This window comes from Acinetobacter halotolerans (genome assembly GCF_004208515.1).
Lineage (GTDB): Bacteria > Pseudomonadota > Gammaproteobacteria > Pseudomonadales > Moraxellaceae > Acinetobacter > Acinetobacter halotolerans.
In genome coordinates this window covers 290,015-309,439 of sequence record NZ_SGIM01000003.1, presented here as the reverse complement: position 1 = coordinate 309,439, position 19,425 = coordinate 290,015, and the positions used below count along the sequence as shown (strand labels likewise).

Genomic DNA, 19,425 nt, shown 5'->3' with positions numbered 1-19,425 from the left:
ACGTGAAGCATAAAGCTCTTTATACTACGCATAATTTTTTTGTAATACCTATTGAATAAGTAAGGAAGATCATATGATTAACGATCTCAAAAAAGATAGCGAACAGCGCATGCAGAAAACCCTCGAATCTTTAGAGCAAGGGTTTGCAAAGGTTCGTACTGGACGTGCTCATCCATCTATTTTAAATGGTGTAATGGTTCCTTACTATGGTTCTGATGTGCCACTTAACCAAGTTGCAAACGTGGGTGTAGAAGATTCGCGTACGCTTGTGGTTCAACCATTTGAACGTACAATGGTTTCTGCAATTGATAAAGCGATTCGTGAAAGTGACCTTGGATTGAACCCAATTACTGCGGATTCAATTCGTGTACCGCTACCAGCTTTAACTGAGGAAACTCGCCGCGATATGCAAAAAGTTGCGCGTACTGAAGCTGAGAATGCAAAAATCGCTATTCGTAATATTCGTCGTGACGTTTTGGGTGATATCAAATCATTATTGAAAGAAAAAGAAATTTCTGAAGATGATGATCGTCGTGCTGGTGATGATATCCAAAAAATTACTGATAAGTATGTTGCTGAGGTTGATAAACGTCTAGCAGCAAAAGAAGCAGAATTGATGAAGGTCTAATTCTATGACCTCGCAAGAAGATCCACTTCTTCCTCAACATGTTGCCATTATTATGGATGGCAACAATCGTTTTGCCAAAAAAAAGCAAATGCAAAAAGGTGATGGGCATCGTGAAGGCAAAAATGTCTTAGATCCAATCGTCGAACATTGTAAAAAAATGGGTGTTCGAGCTTTGACCGTTTTTGCATTCTCTAGCGAGAATTGGAATCGTCCCCAATACGAAGTTGATTTGCTCATGCAATTGCTTGAAGAAACCATTCATGAGCAGCTTCCGCGTATGGAAAAATTCAACATCGCACTACGTTTCATTGGCGACCGTTCTCGGTTGTCAAATGAGCTTCGTGATTTAATGCAAGAAGCGGAACAGAAAACAGCTGCTTTTGACTCCATGACACTTTCAATTGCCGTGAGTTATGGCGGTATGTGGGATATGGCACATGCCGCAAAAAGTATTGCTGAAGATGCACTTGCTGGAAAACTTCAAACAGATCAGATAAATGTTGATTTATTTGATAAATATGTCAGTCTAAATGATCTACCTGCTGTCGATTTGTTGATTCGTACTGGTGGCGACTATCGCTTGTCTAACTTTTTACTTTGGCAAGCCGCATACGCTGAGTTGTATTTTACTGAAACTTTATGGCCAGAATTTACAATAAAAGAGTTAGATTATGCATTTCGTGTTTTTTCAGGGCGCGAAAGACGTTTTGGTAAGACATCTGAACAGATTCAACAAGCGAAAATAGAGAATTAATAATGTTAGAGCGGATTATTACCGCATTGGTGTTAGTTGCTGTTGTTTTAAGTTGCATGTTTGCAACGCAATCACATTATCCAATGTTTATGCTTATGATTTTAGCTGCGGGGGTGGCTGGCTATGAGTGGTTTAAGCTTATGCCGCGTACTGCAACCACTGTGCCAAAGCCAAAGGCGTGGTTGTATGGTGGTTGTGTAGCACTCGTATCTACACTGGCATTGTTCTACGATGATGTAGCACTCCTACTTTGGGCTGCGTCTATTCTCACTTGGTTGGGAAGTATTTATTGGGTTAAAAACTTTCCTGAATCAGACAATTGGTATAATTCTTCATTATATATCATAGGCTTTATTTTAATTTCAGCCGCTGTTACCGCCTTGTATGCTGTTTGGTTTAGCTCGCCGTGGTGGTTGATGTATTTGTTCTTGCTGGTTTGGGGAGCGGATAGCGGTGCTTACTTTGTTGGGCGTAAATTTGGTCAAAAGAAACTTGCACCTTTTGTAAGTCCAAACAAATCTCTTGAAGGATTGTATGGCGGTATTGCAACGACTGTGATTATTATGCTGGTTGTGCAATATTTTTACTTAGATTTAACTACTGTACAGCTGGTCTTATTCTTAATATTATCCATTATTACTGTGTTTGCTTCAGTATTGGGTGATTTGTTTGAATCGATGATTAAACGCCGAGCAGGGATTAAGGATTCTGGCCGTGTACTCCCTGGACATGGTGGTGTACTCGATCGAATTGACTCTTTATTGGCCGCTGCACCTATTTTTGCGACAGGGTTGTATATCTTAAAACTTATTGGTGTAGATCTATAAATGACACAAGCTGTTTGTATATTGGGTGCGACAGGTTCAATTGGACAGAGTACTTTAAAAGTATTAGAGCAGCACTCAGAGCAATACACTGTATTTGCGGTTTCTGCTTATAGTCGTTTGGATGAACTTTTAGAGATTTGTAGAAAATTTCATCCTAAAATTGTTGTTGTACCGAATGAAAAAGTCAGTGAACTGCAACAGCGTTTAAACCAAGAAAAGTTAAATCAAATTGAAATTCTATCGGATGAAACTGGCTTAATTGAGATCGCTAAACACCCTGACGTTGATATTGTCATGGCCGCGATCGTGGGTGCTGCTGGTTTATTGCCCACGCTTGCCGCAGTTAAAGCGGGTAAACGTGTTTTACTTGCGAATAAAGAAGCATTAGTGATGTCGGGTGACATTATGATGCAGGCTGCACGTGAACATAATGCATTACTATTACCTGTAGATTCTGAGCATAATGCAATTTTTCAATCATTACCTCATGATTACTTAACGACTGAACGTACAGGACAGCCACAGCTAGGCGTTTCTCGTATTTTATTGACTGCTTCTGGCGGACCTTTCCTGAATCACTCTTTAGAACAATTAAGTGGTGTCACGCCACAGCAGGCGTGTAAGCATCCAAACTGGTCGATGGGACAAAAAATCTCGGTTGACTCAGCGACTTTGATGAATAAAGGTCTAGAACTGATCGAAGCGTGTCATTTGTTTTCAATATCAGAACATTTTGTTACAGTTGTCGTTCATCCACAAAGTATTATTCATTCAATGGTTCAGTATGTGGATGGTTCAACTTTGGCGCAAATGGGTAACCCCGATATGTGTACGCCGATTGCACATGCATTGGCTTGGCCTAAACGCCTAAAAACACATGTTCCAGCTTTGGACCTGTTTGCCACAGCTCAATTGGACTTTCAAGCACCTGATGAGGTTAAGTTTCCTGCTTTGAATCTAGCGCGTCAGGCGATGAGAGCAGGTGGTTTAGCACCAACCATCTTGAATGCAGCAAATGAAATCGCAGTGGCCGCATTTTTACAACAGCGCATTCGATTTACACAAATTGCTCAAGTTGTCGAACAGACCCTAGACGCTGTACAAAATGCTAAAGCAGAAAACATAGACATCATTTTGCATACTGATATGATCGCTAGACAGATCGCAGAGAAGTATATTGTGGATATAGGAGGCTAAATCGTATGAATGCACTATTTATGATTGTTGCAGCGATTTTATTGTTAGGGCCTCTGATCGCAATTCATGAGTTCGGTCACTATTGGGTTGCACGTAAGCTTGGTGTAAAAGTTTTAGTTTATTCTATTGGTTTTGGTCCGACTTTACTAAAATGGCAATCTAAAAAATCTGGTATTCAATATCAGCTTTCTGCGTTGCCGTTAGGTGGCTATGTCAAGATGTTAGATGAGCGTGAAGGAAATGTCGCAGAAAAAGACCTTCCTTATACATTCAATCGACAGCCTCCTTGGAAACGTATTGCAATTGTTGCAGCGGGTCCTTTAATCAATCTCATTTTTGCAGTTTTTTTATTTTGGATTTTGTTCCTACCTGCACAAGAACAGTTGAATACGCGTATTGGTAAAATCATGCCAAATACACCTGCTGCTCAGGTCGATCTACAAGTCGGTGATAAAGTCTTGGCTGTGGATGGTCAAACGACACCGACATGGGAAAAATTAAACTTCGCTTTAATTAATCGAGTAGGTGAGTCTGGTCAAGTGTCGGTACTTGTTGACCGTGATGGTTCTGAGAAACAATTTAATTTATCGATTCAGGACTTTCTTAAAGACCAAAGCCAATCTCCTTTAGATGCATTGGGTTTTTTACCTTATCGTCCGATGATCCCAGCAGTCGTGAAAGAATTGACTGCTGATGGCACTGCGATTCGCCAAGGGATGAAAGAAGGTGATCAAATTGTGGCGATTAATGATGTTGCCATGAAAGATTGGTTTGATGTAGTGAGTGTGGTTCAAAAATCACCTGAAAAGTTATTAAATATTGATGTGATGCGACAAGGTGAGCTGGTACATTTGCAGATGATACCCCGTGGTCAACGTGACAATATGGGCAATGTCACTGGTGTTCTAGGTGTGAAAAGTGATGCAGGTCAAGTCACGATTCCGAATGACTATAAGCAAACTATTCAGTATTCACCTTTGGAAGCTTTTGGTGTTGCAGTTGATAAAACTGTACAGCTTTCAAGTATGATTTTTAACTCGATTGTCAAAATGGTCCGCGGATTAATTGGGCTAGATAATTTGTCAGGTCCAATCACCATTGCAAAAGTTGCAGGTCAAAGTGCTGAAATGGGGTGGCAAACATTTATTTCATTCATGGCACTGATGAGTGTGAGTTTAGGAATTCTAAATTTATTACCGATTCCGATGCTTGATGGTGGACATTTGGTTTATTACTTTATTGAACTCATCCGTGGTAAACCTGTTTCCGAACAAATACAGATATTGGGTCTAAAAGTTGGTATGGTACTGCTCGGTAGCATGATGCTTTTGGCTTTATTTAACGACTTCATGCGTTTATAAAAAACGCAAATGGAATTTAACTTACTGGAAAATATATGGGCATGCGTCACACACATTTATTAATGCCTTTGGCACTGGTCAGTGCGATGGCAGTGGTACAACAAGCATACGCAGCAGACGAGTTTCTTGCACGAGATATACGAATTGATGGGCTAGTGCGTTTAACACCTGCAAGTATCTATTCGATGTTGCCAATAAATGCGGGTGATCGTGTCAGCGATCCAATGATTGCTGAGGCTATTCGTAGTTTATACGCATCAGGTTTATTTGATGACATCAAAGCTTATAAAGAAAGTGATGTATTGGTCTTTAAAGTCGTAGAGCGTCCAGTAATTTCCAAGTTGGAATTTAAAGGAAATAAACTGATTCCTAAAGAAGCTTTGGAACAAGGCTTAAAGAAAATGGGAATCGCTGAAGGAGAAGTGTTCAAGAAGTCTGCACTACAGATCATTGAAACCGAACTTGAGCAACAATATACCCAGCAAGGGCGTTATGATGCTGATGTAACAGTAGAAACAGTTGCTCGACCAAACAACCGTGTTGAGTTGTTATTGAACTTCAACGAAGGTACGGCTGCCAAGGTATTCGATATTAATATCATTGGTAACACTGTATTTAGCGATAGTGACATTAAACAAGCTTTTGCAGTAAAGGAAAGTGGTTGGGCTTCTATTGTTACCCGTAATGATCGTTACGCACGTGAAAAAATGGCAGCAAGCTTAGAGGCTTTACGTGCACTGTATCTCAACAAGGGTTATATCAATTTTAATATTATTAATTCGCAACTGAATATCAGTGAAGACAAAAAGAATATCTTTATTGAAGTTTCTGTCGATGAAGGTAGCCAATTTAAGTTTGGCGAGACCAAATTCTTAGGTGATGCACTTTATAAGCCTGAAGAGCTAAAAGCGCTAAAACTGTATAAAGATGGTGAAACGTATTCACAAGAAAGAGTGAATGCAGTTAAGCAATTATTGCTTAGAAAATATGGTAATGCGGGTTATTACTATGCTGAGGTTAATGTCGTCCCTGAGATTAACAACCAGACTGGGTTGGTGAATCTTAATTACTATATTAATCCTGGGCAACAAGTTACAGTACGTCGTATTAACTTCACAGGTAATAATAAGACCGCTGATGAGGTGCTACGTCGAGAAATGCGCCAAATGGAAGGTGCATTAGCAAGTAATGAAAAAATTGATTTATCCAAAATTCGTTTAGAGCGAACAGGCTTCTTTAAGACTGTTGATGTAAAACCTGTTCGTGTTCCAAACACACCTGACCAAGTTGATTTAAATGTTGCTGTTGAAGAGCAACATTCAGGAACGACAACTTTGGCGGTTGGTTACTCTCAAAATGGTGGTGTAACTTTCCAAGCAGGTTTGAGCCAGACTAACTTTATGGGCACAGGTAACCGTGTCGCGATTGATTTATCTCGTTCTGAGACACAAGACTATTACAACCTAAGTGTGACTGACCCATATTTTACCATTGATGGTGTGAGTCGTGGTTATAACGTTTACTACCGTAAAACTAAGCTTAACGAAGACTATAACGTCAATAACTACGTGACAGACAGTATAGGCGGAAGCTTGAGCTTTGGTTATCCGATTGATGAAAATCAAAGTTTAAGTGCTTCGGTGGGTATCGATAAGACTAAAGTTAGAACGGGGCCTAACGTATCTACCTATATTCGTGATTATTTGTTAGCGAATGGTGGTAAGGAGACAGGTAGATCAGGAGAGTACTGTAAAGAAGATCTTAAACCAATTATAAATCCAGAGACGGGAGAAATTACTGGTTATGAACCTTGTCCTGAAGATCAAAAATACACATTTGGCGATCAGTTTGAAGGTGATTTTTTAACTTATACACTTAATTTGGGTTGGTCGTATAATACACTTAACCGACCAGTTTTTCCAACGTCAGGTATGTCGCATCGCGTTGGTTTAGAAGTCGGTCTTCCAGGCAGTGATGTTGACTATCAAAAACTCACTTATGATGCTCAGGCATTTAAATCTTTGCCAAAAGGCTTTGTTCTCCGAGGTTATGGTAAGTTAGGTTTTGGTAATGATCTGCCATTCTATAAGAATTTTTATGCAGGTGGTTATGGCTCTGTGCGTGGTTATGACAATAGTTCTTTGGGTCCAAAATATCCAAGTGTTATTTTCCGTGAAACAGGCAGAAATGACCCTGATCCAGAAGAAGTTGGTGGTAATGCACTGATTCAGTTTGGTACTGAACTCGCATTGCCTGTACCATTTAAAGGTGATTGGGCACGTCAAGTTAGACCTGTATTGTTTGCTGAAGGTGCACAAGTCTTTGATACTCAATGTGATGTGCCAAGTTCATCTCAGGAACCGATTATTAAAGGACAGTCTCAAATTAATCTTAAACAATACTGTAAAGATAACTACAACTTTGATGCTGGAAATATGCGTTACAGTGTTGGTGCAGGTTTTACATGGATCACCATGATTGGACCGTTATCACTCAGTTATGCTTTCCCGCTTAATGATAAGAAGGGTGATGACACCAAATCAATCCAATTTGAAATCGGTCGTACTTTCTAAGTACGACCTTGTTTAAGGTTACAAAATATATAAAGGATGGAATCATGAAAACATTAACCGCTGTTATGTTCGGTTTAGGTTTAACCATGTCTGCGATGAGCAATGCAGCAAGCATTGCTGTTGTTGATTTAGCGAAAGTTGTTGAGAGTAGTACTTATCTAAAACAACAAAATAGCAGTCTAGGTCAATCGGTAAAACCTACATCGACCAAATTGGAACAATTGGGTAAAGAAATCGAGACTTTGCAACAAAAAGCGCAGTCTGCAAATCAAGCCGATTTACAAAAACTTTCTGCACAATATCAGGCGAAAGTGAATGAGTTTAATACGACTCAGCAAGGCTTACAGTCTAAAGTTCAGTCTAGTTTACAAACAATGAATACGACTTTTGAAAATCGTGTTAAGCAAGCGGCAGAACAATTGCGCAAAGAAAACAATTTAGACTTGATTATCAATAAAAATTCTACTATTGCCTCTGACGCTAAGTATGATTTAACTGATAAAATGATTCAAAAGGTTAATGCAATGAAATAATCAATGAATAGACGTAGTTATCGTTTAGAAGAACTTGCTCACCTTGTACAAGGTGAGTATTTCGGTGAAAAAGACTTTCAAATTTCTAATTTGGCAAGTTTAGAACTGGCTCAGAACCAGCATATTTGTTTTGTGAATGGTGAAAAATATTTAGCCCAAGCAGAGGCAAGTGATGCGGGTGTTTATATCGTCACAGAAACATTAAAACAGCAACTTACCCAGAAGAAAAATTTTATAGTTGTTGATAATCCTTATTTAGCATTTGCAGTTCTCACGCATATATTCGAAGCAAAGATCCTTCAACGTGGTATTGAAAGTACAGCTAAAATCCACCCATCCGCAATTATCGCTGATGATGCTTATATCGGGCATTATGTGGTGATTGGTGAAAACTGTGTGATCGGGGCGAATACGATAATTCAATCGCATTCGTTTATTGATGACGGGGTTGAAGTTGGTAAAGATTGTTTTGTTGATGCGCATGTCACAATTACTGGACAAGCAAAATTAAAAGATCGAATCCGTATACATGCAAACACTGCAATTGGTACAGAGGGTTTTGGCTTTGCACCATATCAAGGTAAATGGCACCGGATTGCTCAATTAGGTTCAGTTCAGATCGGCAATGATGTGCGTATTGGTTCGAATTGTAGTATTGATCGCGGTGCATTGGATGACACAATTTTGGAAGATGGCGTCATTATTGATAACCTTGTGCAAATCGCACACAATGTACATATTGGTGAAAATACAGCGATCGCCGCGAAATGTGGAATAGCAGGTAGCGCTAGAATTGGCAAAAACTGTATTCTAGGAGGGGCAAGTGGTGTGGTTGGGCACCTTGAAATCACAGATAATGTGACACTTACAGCAATGTCAATGGTCACAAAAAATATTTCTGAGGCTGGAACTTATTCTTCTGGGATGGGGCTTTTTGAAAATAGTCATTGGAAAAAGACAATTGTACGCTTGAGACAATTAGCAGATGTGCCATTGACCCAAATCACTAAAAGACTTGATTATATGCAAGCTCAATTAGAGTCCCTTGAATCAACCCTTAAGTTACGTAAATAATTTATTATGACCGAATCTACATTACCAACATTTACAATGCCTGAATTGCCAATGGATATTCTTACCATTCGCGAATATTTACCTCATCGCTATCCTTTTTTATTAGTTGATCGTGTAACTGAAGTGACTGAAAACAGCATTGTCGGTTATAAAAATGTGTCTATTAATGAAGAGTTCCTTCAAGGGCATTTCCCTACTTATCCGATTATGCCAGGTGTATTGATCATTGAAGCTTTAGCTCAGGTCTCTGGTATACTCGGTTTTGTATTAACGAATCAAAAGCCAAAAGCGGGTTCATTGTTCTTATTTGCTGGTGCAGAAAAAATAAGATTTAAGAAACAGGTTGTTGCTGGTGACCAGCTTATCTTAAAATCTGAACTTGTTATGCAAAAACGCGGCATTTACAAGTACAATTGTACTGCAAGCGTTGACGGTATTATTGCCGCAACGGCAGAGATTATTATTTCACACCAAAAAATTGAGCAGGCATGAGTAGTCAAAATTTAATACATCCTACAGCAATTATCGATCCATCTGCAGAAATCGCATCAGATGTGCAGATTGGACCGTATTGTATTGTAGGTCCAAATGTAAGTATTGACACGGGGACAAAATTACATTCACATGTGGTGATTGGTGGTTTTACACGGATTGGTAAAAATAATGATATTTTCCAATTCTCTAGTGTTGGGGAAATTTGCCAAGATTTGAAATATCAAGGTGAAGAAACTTGGTTAGAGATCGGTGATCACAATGCCATCCGTGAACATTGTACGTTGCATAGAGGTACAGTTCAGGATCAAGGCATTACCAAAATTGGTAGCCATAACTTATTTATGGTAAATACCCATATTGCCCATGATTGCGTGATTGGCAACCATAATATCTTTGCCAATAATGTAGGTGTTGCGGGACATGTTCATGTTGGCGATCATATCATTGTTGGCGGCAATGCTGGGATTCATCAATTTTGCCGTATTGATTCGTATAGTATGATTGGTGGTGCTGCTTTGATTCTCAAAGATGTTCCTGCTTATGTCATGGCGTCAGGAAATCCAGCGCATGCATTTGGCATGAATATAGAAGGTATGCGACGTAAAGGTTGGTCAAGAGATACGATTCAAGGATTAAGAGCTGCATATAAACTGATTTATAAGTCTGGCCTTACTTCTGAGCAGGCCATCGAACAAATCCGAAATGAGATATTGGTGAATACACCAGAAGCACAACTGTTTATTGATTCTTTAGAGAAATCAACACGTGGTATTGTGCGTTAACTAAGCAAACTTAGTTGATAAAAAAGAAAAAAGACACCTAAATCGGTGTCTTTTTTGTGTTCAATCTTCTTCTTCAACAAATTGTTGCCTATATTGTTTGGGCGATAATTCAAATGTTCTTTTAAATGCTTGACTAAAAGCAGTTTCAGAGGAATAACCTACTTTATTTGCAATTTGTTGAACCGAGTAATTACTTTTACGTAAATATTGGCTGGCTAATCGCATTCGATGTTGTTGTAAATAGGCAAGTGGTGATTCACCAATAACGTCATGGAATAAACTCGCAAATTTTGAACGTGACATACAGCATTGTTCAGCCAATAATTCGACTGTCCAAGCATCCTCTGGATGATTATGGATTGCTGCCAAGCTATTACTCAATTCTGGATGGTTGAGTGCGCTGAGCCATCCGTGTTGTGTGGATATTTGTTGAATGTGATCGCGTATACATTTAATTAATAAAATATTAACTAAATGATCAATAATAATATCTCGACCTGCCTGAATATTTTGGGTTTCTAATGCGAGAAAATGTAGTCCTATTTGTAACCATTCTGGTGCGGTCGCATCACCTTGTTGTAGGTGAATTAACAATGGAAGTGCTTGAACAAATGGACGTGCCATGATGGTGTCGATTTGGCAACGTATCGTTAAAATTAGATTTTTATTTGAAGAATCCGTACCAAATTCTAAGGCATCTTCTTTGTGACCATCGAAGAATTTTGAAATATCAATCGCATCAACGAGCTTGGTAATTGCATTATCTGCACCAATATGTGCTTTTCCTGACGGAATAAGCACAATTTCACCTGCATGAGCAGTTACGTTGTTATGAGCATCAATTTGAATATAAACCGAACCGACCAACACAATATGTACAATCAATGCCGTTTGATCTTGGCAAAAAAAACTCCATTCTCCTTGAGTTTTCAAGTAGATATATTCAGTATGATTTAAATGAATATCAGCAAAAATTTTACTTAGAGCATCCATATGATTTTTACATGATGTAGTTATTCTATAAATTATAGAGCTCTAGAGAGATAACTCAACATGTGTTTATGTGCTTAAGGGACAAAAACAGGCAGAAATATGCCAAAGACTCTGACATAGGTTTTTTGGACGCTCGCAACTGTAATCTGTTACATTTTCCTAGAAAATATAAGTATATAGAAAAGATATGGAAAAGATGATGAATGCGCCAGTAAATGTAGAGCACGAACTTACACCAGTAAGCATTCCTAAATCAAAAATAGCGTTGGATCGTAAACGTTACTTATGGGCGATTAGTCCAGCTTTACCTGCAATCGGAATCGGTATTTTAGCAGGTTATCAGTTTGCACCTCGTCCATTGAAAAAAGTTTTTGCATTGGGCGGACCGATTGTTTTACATATTGTTATTCCAACAATTGATACAATCATTGGTAAAGATGCAAATAACCCATCTGAAGAAGATATTAAGCTTTTAGAAAAAGACCCATACTATTCGCGTTTAGTCAAAAGCTTCATTCCGCTACAGTACGCAGCGAATTTTTATGCATGTTACTTAACAAGTCGAAAAGAAACATCATTCATTGATAAAATTTTCCTTGGTATTTCAATGGGTGCAATTAATGGTATTGCGATTAATACCGCACATGAACTCAGCCATAAGCATGATCGTATTGACCATATTCTGTCACATTTGGCACTCGTTCCAACAGGGTACAATCATTTCCGTATTGAACACCCTTATGGCCACCATAAACGTGCTGCGACACCTGAAGATCCAGCATCTTCACAAATGGGTGAAACATTTTATGAGTTTTGGCCACGTACAGTTTTCGGTTCTTTTAAGTCAGCAATCGAGATTGAAACCAATCGTTTAAAACGTAAAGGCTTAGAATTCTGGTCTAAAGATAATGAATTACTTCAAGGTTGGGGAATGAGTGCAGCATTCCATGGCTCAATGATTGGTTTGTTTGGTAAAGGTGTCATTCCTTACTTAGCGACTCAGGCATTCTATGGTATTACTTTGTTCGAAATTATTAATTATATCGAACACTATGGCTTGAAGCGTCAGAAAAATGCAGATGGTAAATATCAGCGTACAATGCCTGAGCATAGTTGGAACAATAATAACATTGTGACTAATTTGTTCTTGTATCAGTTACAACGTCATTCAGACCATCACGCTTACCCGACTCGTCCATTCCAAGCATTACGTCATTTTGATGAAGCACCAGAGTTACCAAGTGGTTATGCAAGTATGCTTCTACCTGCATTAATTCCACCATTATGGTTTAAAATGATGGATAAACGTGTAGTGGATCATTATAAAGGTGATCTCAATAAAGCCAATATTTATCCAAAACGTCGTGCAAAACTCTTCAAGAAATTTGGTATGGTAGATCCATCTTTAGAACAAACATCAACTGAAGTTGCTGTTACAGACTAAATTTTAAATTTCCAAAACTCGAGGCACTGATCAGCAATGATTGGTGCTTTTTTGTTTTCTTGTATTAAAAAAATAAAAAAAAACTGATTTGAATCACTCTTGCTGTATATCTATCTATGACGTAGAACTAAAAAAATCTTGTAATAGATTTCAAGAGGCTAAAATGACAAAACATTATGATTATATTGTGATTGGTGGTGGTAGTGGCGGTATTGCATCGGTTAATCGAGCCGCTATGCATGGTAAAAAATGCGCCTTGATTGAGAAGGGTGAAATTGGTGGAACTTGTGTCAATGTTGGCTGTGTACCTAAAAAAGTGATGTGGTATGCAGCACAAGTCGCTGAAACCATCCAAAAATACGGAGCTGATTATGGCTTCAATAGCAAAATTGAGTCTTTTGATTGGCAGATCTTAATCAAGAATAGACAAGACTATATTGAGCGAATTCATCGGTCTTATCAAAATAGCCTAAGTAAAAATAAAGTTGATATGATTTATGGTGCTGCAACTTTTATTGATAAAAATACCATTGAGGTCAATGCTGAACGCTATACTGCAGAGCATATTTTAATTGCCACAGGGACTCAACCAGCTTTGCCTAAACTGGATGGCGTTGAATATGGTATCGATTCAAATGGTTTTTTTGAGTTAACAGCTTTGCCTAAAAGGACAGCTGTTGTAGGTTCTGGCTATATTGCAGTTGAGCTTGCTGGAGTACTGAATGCCTTAGGATCAAAGGTCGAATTGTTTATTCGTAAGGATTTACCTGTACGCCGCTTTGATCAGTTCATTAGTGAAACTCTGCTTGAGGTGATGCAAACAGATGGCATCATCGCACATGCGCAGGCAGTGCCTAAGCGGGTCACAAAAAATGAAGATGGTTCGGTCGTGTTACATTTGGAAAATGGTGAGCAACATACTGTTGATTGCTTAATATGGGCAACAGGACGAGAGCCGAATACATCGAGTATGAATCTTGATCAAGCCAATATTAAGTTAAATGAGAGAGGTTATATCGAGGTTGATAAGTACCAAAATACCTCGCAAGAGGGTATTTATGCGGTTGGAGACATCACGGGTAAAATGGAATTAACACCTGTTGCTGTAGCGGCTGGTCGTCGTTTATCCGAAAGACTGTTTAATAATAAACCTAATGAATATTTGGATTATGACAATATTCCAACCGTTGTGTTTAGTCATCCACCGATTGGCACGGTTGGAATCACAGAAGCTGAAGCAATTGAAAAATATGGAAAACAATCCGTCAAAACTTATAGTTCATCTTTTACATCAATGTTTAGTGCAATCACGCAACACAGGCAGCCGACTAAAATGAAATTGGTTTGTGTTGGTGAAGACGAGAAGATTGTTGGGATTCATGGGATTGGTTTGGCAATGGATGAAATTTTGCAAGGTTTTGCTGTGGCATTGAAAATGGGTGCGACTAAACAAGATTTTGACAATACCGTTGCAATTCACCCGACCTCTGCTGAAGAGTTTGTGACGATGCGATAGGTAAGACTCAGTTTAATTTACCGTATCATCGTAAATTAAACTGAATTCCCGTGTGGAAATATTTCTTAGGAACTACAAGAAAGAATAATTATTTTTTTAAGATGTGCAACTCTTCGTGTTCCATTGCCATAAATGGTAAAATTTTACTTGATGTTAGCCAAGAGATACCAAACGCGACAAGTCCAAAAAATTCACACCAGTACACTAGCCTAGGATTTAGAATGATGGGATTAGGTAAATATTGAATTAACATATCTAGTATCAGTATCAACATTGATAAGACAATTGTAATTCCTGAGATAAGATATATATAAGATCTTCGTTTTGCCATGATATTTCCATCTCGTAGAAATTTGGTTTTTGCCCTTTGATAAAAAATTTGACAGAATCTAGCTAAAATGAGAAACATAACAATCGCAGATATAATATGCATAATTCCAAAAACTATTTGATTATATTCATTAATATTTTTGCAAACATTACCCATCACCTCACATTTGCAAGGGAATAATGCAACTCCAAGTGCTGAAACTGCTGCAATTTTACTAATGAGAGCTTCTTTTTGAGGTTCTTGACCGTTGTAAGCGAATAGGAAAGAAGCTATTGCGAATAGACAACCTACGAATATATTACGCACTAATCCATCATGATGATAAGATTCACTAATAGATTGGATTTCTCCATGCGTTAAAAAACTTGTTAAACTTGCCAGAAATAATGCAATTAACCCCACAATCAGTTTAAGGGTGCGAGAATCTATTTCATCTTGTGTATAATCTACTTTCATTTTTTTAGCCTATGTTTTTAATATCTTTCATCTAATTTTTATTTTTATAATATAGAATCTAATTTATATCCCTGTCTAATGTGCAATGGACTGTTGGAAATGAAATTAAAGGGTGGAGGCGAATTTTATTCATCTATTAACTTATGCTTATTACTTAGATAATAAATAAAAAAGAAAAGACTCGAAAGCCTTTTCTAATGGAATATTTTTACAGATTTCGATTACTTCAATTCGCTTGATGATTTACCTAACTCACGACGAGCGATGATCAATTGTTGAATTTGTTGAGTACCCTCAAAAATATCTAAAATTTTTGAATCACGGGCCCATTTTTCTAACAACTCATCCTCACCATAACCAAGGCTTGCAGCCAGTTCAACACATTTCAGGGTAATTTCATTACCCACACGTCCAGCTTTTGCTTTAGCAATCGAAGCTTCTTTAGAGTTTGGTTTTTTATTGTCAGCCATCCAAGTTGCTTTTAGCGTTAACAAACGAGCTGCTTCCCATTCGGCTTCCATACGATAAATTTGGGCAGCTAAATTCGAAGTTTGGAGATAGGGCGTTTTATAGTCAGGATCAAGTTGGTCTTTAAATATCTCTTTGATTCGCTCTAATGAAGCTTTAGCGCAACCAATTGCCATTGCAGCGACTAGCGGTCGAGTATTGTCAAAGGTTTCCATTACCCCAGCAAAACCTTTAGCTACATCAATTTCAGGATTGCCTAATAGATTTGCAGCAGGGACACGACAGTCAATGAAACTAATCACTGCGGTATCTGATGCTTTGATACCTAACTTATGCTCTAGACGTTCTACCTTCATTCCTGCGGTGCCTTTTGGTACTACAAAGGATTTAATCGCCGCACGACCTAGTTTTTTATCCAATGTTGCCCAAACGACAACCGAGTCAGCACGTTCGCCTGAAGTAACGAAGATTTTCTCACCATTTAGAATATAGTCATCGCCATCTTTGGTCGCTGTGGTACGAATAGCTGCAGAGTCTGAGCCACAACCTGGTTCAGTAATTGCCATAGCCGCCCAAGTATTTTTAAAACGTTCAAGTTGTTCATCATTGGCGACCGCAGCGATAGCAGAATTACCTAAGCCTTGACGTGGCATACTGAGTAATAAACCCGTATCGCCATAACACATTTCGATGACACCAAGTGCAGTCGACATGTTGTTGCCGTTTTTATTACCTGTTTCAACTTCACCGCGTTTTTTTCCAACAGCTGCGCCTGCATTAATGCCTTCACCACCTTCATTCATGCCATCAACCAAAGAGGCTAACATATCCAATTCTTTTGGATAGGCATGTTCTGCTTTGTCATATTTACGAGAAATCGGGCGTAACACATTTAAAGCAACTTCATGTGCTTGATCAACCATCATTTTGAATTTTTTAGGATTTTGTAAATTCATTGTATTATCCTCAGGTCATCAATTAAGCATGTAAGCCAGAATGTAAAATTGCAGTGGCACGTATGTCTCTGTACCAACGCTCAACTGGATGTTCTTTAGTGAAACCATGCCCACCTACGATTTGTACACCATCTGTACCTATCTTCATGGTTTTTTCAGCACAAAGTAAACGTGCTAAATATGCTTCACGGTGGAATGGTTGGCCTGCTTCTGCCAAGCTTGCCGCGTTAAGAACCAGCATACGCATAGCATCAATTTCAATCGCCATATCTGCAATCATAAACGCCACACTTTGGCGATGAGAGATTGGCTCACCAAATGCAGTACGTTCATTGGCATATTTGATACAGTATTCCTTGATCGCTTCACAAGTACCTACAGCCATCGCACACCACATGAGATTGCCGAGATCGACAAATGCAGTGTAGTCAAAATCTGCATCACCTAAACGCAAAGCAGGGGTGTGATTAAATTGTAATGTGGCAGTTTCTGTTGCTTTTAATCCCATAGCTGGATTGGCTTTAATCGAAATGCTTTCATTACACTGCACGACAAAGACATCTGGCTGACCATTAAATTCAGCACTTACTAAGAACACATCAGCGGTATCACCCAGTACGACCAATGTCTTTTCACCGTTAATGAAGAATTGACCATTTGATTCTGTCGCTGTGGTTTTTAATTGGAAAGGATTGAATGCAGGCGTTGCTTCTTGTACCGCAAAACTTGCTGTCACATCGGTATCTTCAGCAAAGCATGGGAGATACATCGACTGGACTTGAGTTGAACCCCAACGGGTAATGGCATTAATGACACTGAATGTACTCAGTAAACCCGCGGTTAAACTAAAATCGCCTTTTGCTAAGCTTTCTGCAATTAGAATATTGCTGACGATATTTTGTTCTGCCGCAACACCGCCTAAAGCTTCAGGTAGGGCGTAGTAATTTAAGCCTAAGTCCACGAGATGTTGCCATAGTTCTTCTGGAAACTGCGCATGGTGATCAGCATCATGGGCCAGAGTGTACAATACTTCTTGCGCAAATTGTGACATTGCATCAGCAGTCATCTGCTGTTCTTCAGTCAAACTAAGATCAAATAAATTTTTATTGATTTGATTGGGTAAACGTTGCTTATCAATAGGTTGTGATTTAAAGGCTTTCTGCGTTTTTGTAAGTACTTTAAAACCTGTTTTCGAACCTTGATATAATGATTTTTCTACAAATTTTCGCAATTTGAATTGATCGAGCATATCGCTTCCTGCGAGTTTTGTGATCAAAGATAGCCCAATGCCTTGAGCTTTATTCATCATATTCGACATGTTTTTATCCTAGAGGATGGTTGTGATTTTATGCTGACATGTTCTAGAGCGAAAGACTATGTCTTCTTTGACCTGCTGATTGGATATAGATAAAGGGTGATTTGCATGATGGTTTGATGTTATCTATTTGTTTTTAAATAAGTAAATAAAAATACTAAAAAATTAATCTAAAAAAAATTGACCAAACTGACAAATCAGATTGGTCAAAGTGACTTTTATGAGGACGAGTTACGCAAACTGACGAATCATTTTCCTTACATTCGTCTTTGCTTCAATGACGGTCATAAATGTATAAGCACCAATAAACTTGCGACTAATAAACATAAACTCTTTGGGCGGAACAGAGAAGTAACGAGATGCCATTGATTGAGCGGCTTGTTGCATGACACGGCTATGAAGCTGACTTTTTTTCCAATCATAGCGATCGTGTTCATCCATAATACCTACTGGCATATTTGGATTGTTGCTTGGGCAGCTAAATGCTTCAGTCGCAATGAGAAAGACATCTGCCATGCCTGGTTTAATACTTTCAGGCATCGCATCGAAAAACTCATAACCAGTCATGGCTTTGACCATTGCATCTTTGTCGTGCTCATAGCCAGCTTGGATTAGGTTACGTGCCACTGAGAGTAAATTGTCATCAAATTGGCGAATTGCACCAAAATCAAGTAAAACAATTTTATCTCTTACATCATCGCCATTGCCTAGACGAACTAAATAGTTACCAAAGTTTGGATCGGTCTGCATTTCACCCCATTCAAATAGTTCTCGTACAGCAATTTCTAGAGACGCTTCACCTAGTTGGTTTCTACGTTCTTGAGGGAGAGAGAGCATAACAGGGCTGTTAATCGGTACACCACGCTCAAAAGTCATACAGAGCACTTTTTCAGCACAAAAATCGTTTACGATTTGAGGAACGATGTAACGAGGATCTTCTTTTAAACGCGCTGCAAAACGGCGAGTTGTCGCGGCTTCGATGCCATAATCAACTTCGCGATGCATCATTTCACGAACTTCATCAAACCATTGATCAAATTCACGTGTTTGCGGCACCATACGAGTGAGTTTCAACATGTTTTTGAACAAATTCATATCTGAGTCAATTGCTTCAGCAACACCTGGATATTGAATTTTTAAAACCAGCTCTAAACCATCAGATTTACGTGTGGCGCGATGTACTTGTGCCAGTGAAGCTGTTCCGATTGGTTCATGGTCAATGGTTAGATCGTCAAGTTTTGAGCCTAATTGTTCTTGTAAATGCGCTTTGATCGCAGGCCAAGCTAACGCTACAGTTTGATTGTTTAGCGTATTCAGTGCTTGCGTGATTTCTTCAGGTAAAAAATGTTCGCCATATAAAGCCATCATTTGTCCAATCTTGACGATTGAACCTTTAAGTTTACCAATTTCCGCGACGAGATAATTGGCTTGATCACTCATGGCTTTTTTACGTTTTTTTTCTTTTTCTTGTTCATTAGAAAACATAGAAGTCGCGTTAGCTGTTGCCCAACGTGTGCCAGCAAGTAAAGAAGCTTTTGCGATCGATAAGCGACGATCCACAGACGAGGTTTTCAGGTTCTTAAGCTTATCGTTCTGATCGGACATGAAAGAAAAATCCTATGCTGAAATCGAAGGGAGTGAAGCCGAGAGCTAAATTGTAGTGGATATTACAGCTTTTAAACGTATTAAAATAGTTCAATCGTTTGAATTATCAGTCTAAAT

17 protein-coding genes are annotated in these 19,425 nt (G+C 38.7%); 12 read left to right on the top strand and 5 right to left on the bottom strand.

Annotated elements, in window-relative coordinates; translation table 11 throughout:
- The first annotated feature begins 73 nt into the window (after positions 1–73).
- The 10 genes from frr to lpxA are packed head-to-tail and all read left to right on the top strand — an operon-like array spanning position 74 to position 10,224.
- Positions 74–628 (top strand): ribosome recycling factor, encoded by a 555-nt coding sequence (frr, locus tag EXE30_RS05620; RefSeq protein WP_130161559.1) that lies wholly within the window; start codon positions 74–76, stop codon positions 626–628.
- Positions 629–632: 4 nt separating this feature from the next.
- The gene (gene uppS, locus EXE30_RS05615; protein WP_130161558.1) at positions 633–1,382 is read left to right on the top strand and encodes a polyprenyl diphosphate synthase; all 750 of its coding nucleotides are present in this window, start codon (positions 633–635) and stop codon (positions 1,380–1,382) included.
- Between the two features lie 2 nt (positions 1,383–1,384).
- On the top strand, positions 1,385–2,209 hold the full coding sequence (locus EXE30_RS05610; protein ID WP_130161557.1) for a phosphatidate cytidylyltransferase: 825 nt from the start codon (positions 1,385–1,387) through the stop codon (positions 2,207–2,209).
- On the top strand, positions 2,210–3,406 hold the full coding sequence (gene ispC / locus EXE30_RS05605; RefSeq protein WP_130161556.1) for a 1-deoxy-D-xylulose-5-phosphate reductoisomerase: 1,197 nt from the start codon (positions 2,210–2,212) through the stop codon (positions 3,404–3,406).
- A 5-nt stretch (positions 3,407–3,411) separates the two neighbouring features.
- Positions 3,412–4,767 (top strand): RIP metalloprotease RseP, encoded by a 1,356-nt coding sequence (gene rseP / locus EXE30_RS05600; protein ID WP_130161555.1) that lies wholly within the window; start codon positions 3,412–3,414, stop codon positions 4,765–4,767.
- 35 nt (positions 4,768–4,802) lie between these two features.
- Positions 4,803–7,340, top strand: coding sequence for an outer membrane protein assembly factor BamA (gene bamA / locus EXE30_RS05595; RefSeq protein ID WP_130161554.1), 2,538 nt, complete (start codon positions 4,803–4,805; stop codon positions 7,338–7,340).
- A gap of 44 nt (positions 7,341–7,384) precedes the next feature.
- Complete coding sequence (locus tag EXE30_RS05590) at positions 7,385–7,873, top strand: OmpH family outer membrane protein (RefSeq protein WP_130161553.1); 489 nt, start codon at positions 7,385–7,387, stop codon at positions 7,871–7,873.
- Positions 7,874–7,876: 3 nt separating this feature from the next.
- Positions 7,877–8,947 carry a UDP-3-O-(3-hydroxymyristoyl)glucosamine N-acyltransferase gene (gene lpxD, locus EXE30_RS05585; RefSeq protein ID WP_130161552.1) on the top strand — a complete coding sequence of 357 codons (1,071 nt, stop codon included), beginning with the start codon at positions 7,877–7,879 and terminating at the stop codon, positions 8,945–8,947.
- 6 nt (positions 8,948–8,953) lie between these two features.
- Entirely contained in the window at positions 8,954–9,439 is a 486-nt protein-coding gene (gene fabZ / locus EXE30_RS05580; RefSeq protein ID WP_004670975.1) for a 3-hydroxyacyl-ACP dehydratase FabZ, read from the top strand.
- A complete protein-coding gene (gene lpxA / locus EXE30_RS05575; protein ID WP_130161551.1) occupies positions 9,436–10,224 on the top strand; it encodes an acyl-ACP--UDP-N-acetylglucosamine O-acyltransferase in 789 nt (262 codons plus the stop codon). The genes fabZ and lpxA overlap by 4 nt, the downstream gene beginning before the upstream one ends.
- A 60-nt stretch (positions 10,225–10,284) precedes the next feature.
- Here lpxA and EXE30_RS05570 read toward each other — a convergent pair whose 3' ends face one another.
- The gene (locus EXE30_RS05570; protein ID WP_130161550.1) at positions 10,285–11,217 is read right to left on the bottom strand and encodes an AraC family transcriptional regulator; all 933 of its coding nucleotides are present in this window, start codon (positions 11,215–11,217) and stop codon (positions 10,285–10,287) included.
- Between the two features lie 199 nt (positions 11,218–11,416).
- Between EXE30_RS05570 and EXE30_RS05565 the strand changes: the two genes are divergently transcribed.
- Both EXE30_RS05565 and gorA read left to right on the top strand, forming a co-directional pair.
- On the top strand, positions 11,417–12,661 hold the full coding sequence (locus tag EXE30_RS05565) for an alkane 1-monooxygenase (protein ID WP_130161646.1): 1,245 nt from the start codon (positions 11,417–11,419) through the stop codon (positions 12,659–12,661).
- A gap of 163 nt (positions 12,662–12,824) precedes the next feature.
- Positions 12,825–14,177, top strand: a complete 1,353-nt coding sequence (gorA, locus tag EXE30_RS05560) for a glutathione-disulfide reductase (RefSeq protein WP_130161549.1) — start codon at positions 12,825–12,827, stop codon at positions 14,175–14,177.
- 88 nt (positions 14,178–14,265) lie between these two features.
- Here the strand turns inward: gorA and EXE30_RS05555 are convergent, their stop codons facing one another.
- The 4 genes from EXE30_RS05555 to EXE30_RS05540 all read right to left on the bottom strand — a co-directional run bounded on the left by EXE30_RS05555 (position 14,266) and on the right by EXE30_RS05540 (position 19,308).
- Complete coding sequence (locus tag EXE30_RS05555; RefSeq protein WP_004670983.1) at positions 14,266–14,964, bottom strand: hypothetical protein; 699 nt, start codon at positions 14,962–14,964, stop codon at positions 14,266–14,268.
- A 221-nt stretch (positions 14,965–15,185) separates the two neighbouring features.
- On the bottom strand, positions 15,186–16,388 hold the full coding sequence (locus EXE30_RS05550; RefSeq protein ID WP_130161548.1) for an acyl-CoA dehydrogenase family protein: 1,203 nt from the start codon (positions 16,386–16,388) through the stop codon (positions 15,186–15,188).
- Positions 16,389–16,410: 22 nt separating this feature from the next.
- Positions 16,411–17,697, bottom strand: coding sequence for an acyl-CoA dehydrogenase family protein (locus tag EXE30_RS05545; RefSeq protein WP_171457330.1), 1,287 nt, complete (start codon positions 17,695–17,697; stop codon positions 16,411–16,413).
- A gap of 237 nt (positions 17,698–17,934) precedes the next feature.
- Positions 17,935–19,308 (bottom strand): ABC1 kinase family protein, encoded by a 1,374-nt coding sequence (locus EXE30_RS05540; protein ID WP_130161546.1) that lies wholly within the window; start codon positions 19,306–19,308, stop codon positions 17,935–17,937.
- Positions 19,309–19,425: the final 117 nt, after the last annotated feature.

Bases quoted from the DNA above. Each gene is read 5' to 3' on its own strand.
- frr (WP_130161559.1), top strand. From the start codon at position 74: ATGATTAACGATCTCAAAAAAGATAGCGAACAGCGCATGCAGAAAACC.
- EXE30_RS05590 (WP_130161553.1), top strand. From the start codon at position 7,385: ATGAAAACATTAACCGCTGTTATGTTCGGTTTAGGTTTAACCATGTCT.
- EXE30_RS05550 (WP_130161548.1), bottom strand. From the start codon at position 16,388: ATGAATTTACAAAATCCTAAAAAATTCAAAATGATGGTTGATCAAGCA.
- fabZ (WP_004670975.1), top strand. From the start codon at position 8,954: ATGACCGAATCTACATTACCAACATTTACAATGCCTGAATTGCCAATG.
- EXE30_RS05545 (WP_171457330.1), bottom strand. From the start codon at position 17,697: ATGATGAATAAAGCTCAAGGCATTGGGCTATCTTTGATCACAAAACTC.
- ispC (WP_130161556.1), top strand. From the start codon at position 2,210: ATGACACAAGCTGTTTGTATATTGGGTGCGACAGGTTCAATTGGACAG.
- EXE30_RS05565 (WP_130161646.1), top strand. From the start codon at position 11,417: ATGAATGCGCCAGTAAATGTAGAGCACGAACTTACACCAGTAAGCATT.
- EXE30_RS05570 (WP_130161550.1), bottom strand. From the start codon at position 11,217: ATGGATGCTCTAAGTAAAATTTTTGCTGATATTCATTTAAATCATACT.
- gorA (WP_130161549.1), top strand. From the start codon at position 12,825: ATGACAAAACATTATGATTATATTGTGATTGGTGGTGGTAGTGGCGGT.
- EXE30_RS05540 (WP_130161546.1), bottom strand. From the start codon at position 19,308: ATGTCCGATCAGAACGATAAGCTTAAGAACCTGAAAACCTCGTCTGTG.
- bamA (WP_130161554.1), top strand. From the start codon at position 4,803: ATGGGCATGCGTCACACACATTTATTAATGCCTTTGGCACTGGTCAGT.
- uppS (WP_130161558.1), top strand. From the start codon at position 633: ATGACCTCGCAAGAAGATCCACTTCTTCCTCAACATGTTGCCATTATT.
- EXE30_RS05610 (WP_130161557.1), top strand. From the start codon at position 1,385: ATGTTAGAGCGGATTATTACCGCATTGGTGTTAGTTGCTGTTGTTTTA.
- rseP (WP_130161555.1), top strand. From the start codon at position 3,412: ATGAATGCACTATTTATGATTGTTGCAGCGATTTTATTGTTAGGGCCT.
- EXE30_RS05555 (WP_004670983.1), bottom strand. From the start codon at position 14,964: ATGAAAGTAGATTATACACAAGATGAAATAGATTCTCGCACCCTTAAA.
- lpxD (WP_130161552.1), top strand. From the start codon at position 7,877: ATGAATAGACGTAGTTATCGTTTAGAAGAACTTGCTCACCTTGTACAA.
- lpxA (WP_130161551.1), top strand. From the start codon at position 9,436: ATGAGTAGTCAAAATTTAATACATCCTACAGCAATTATCGATCCATCT.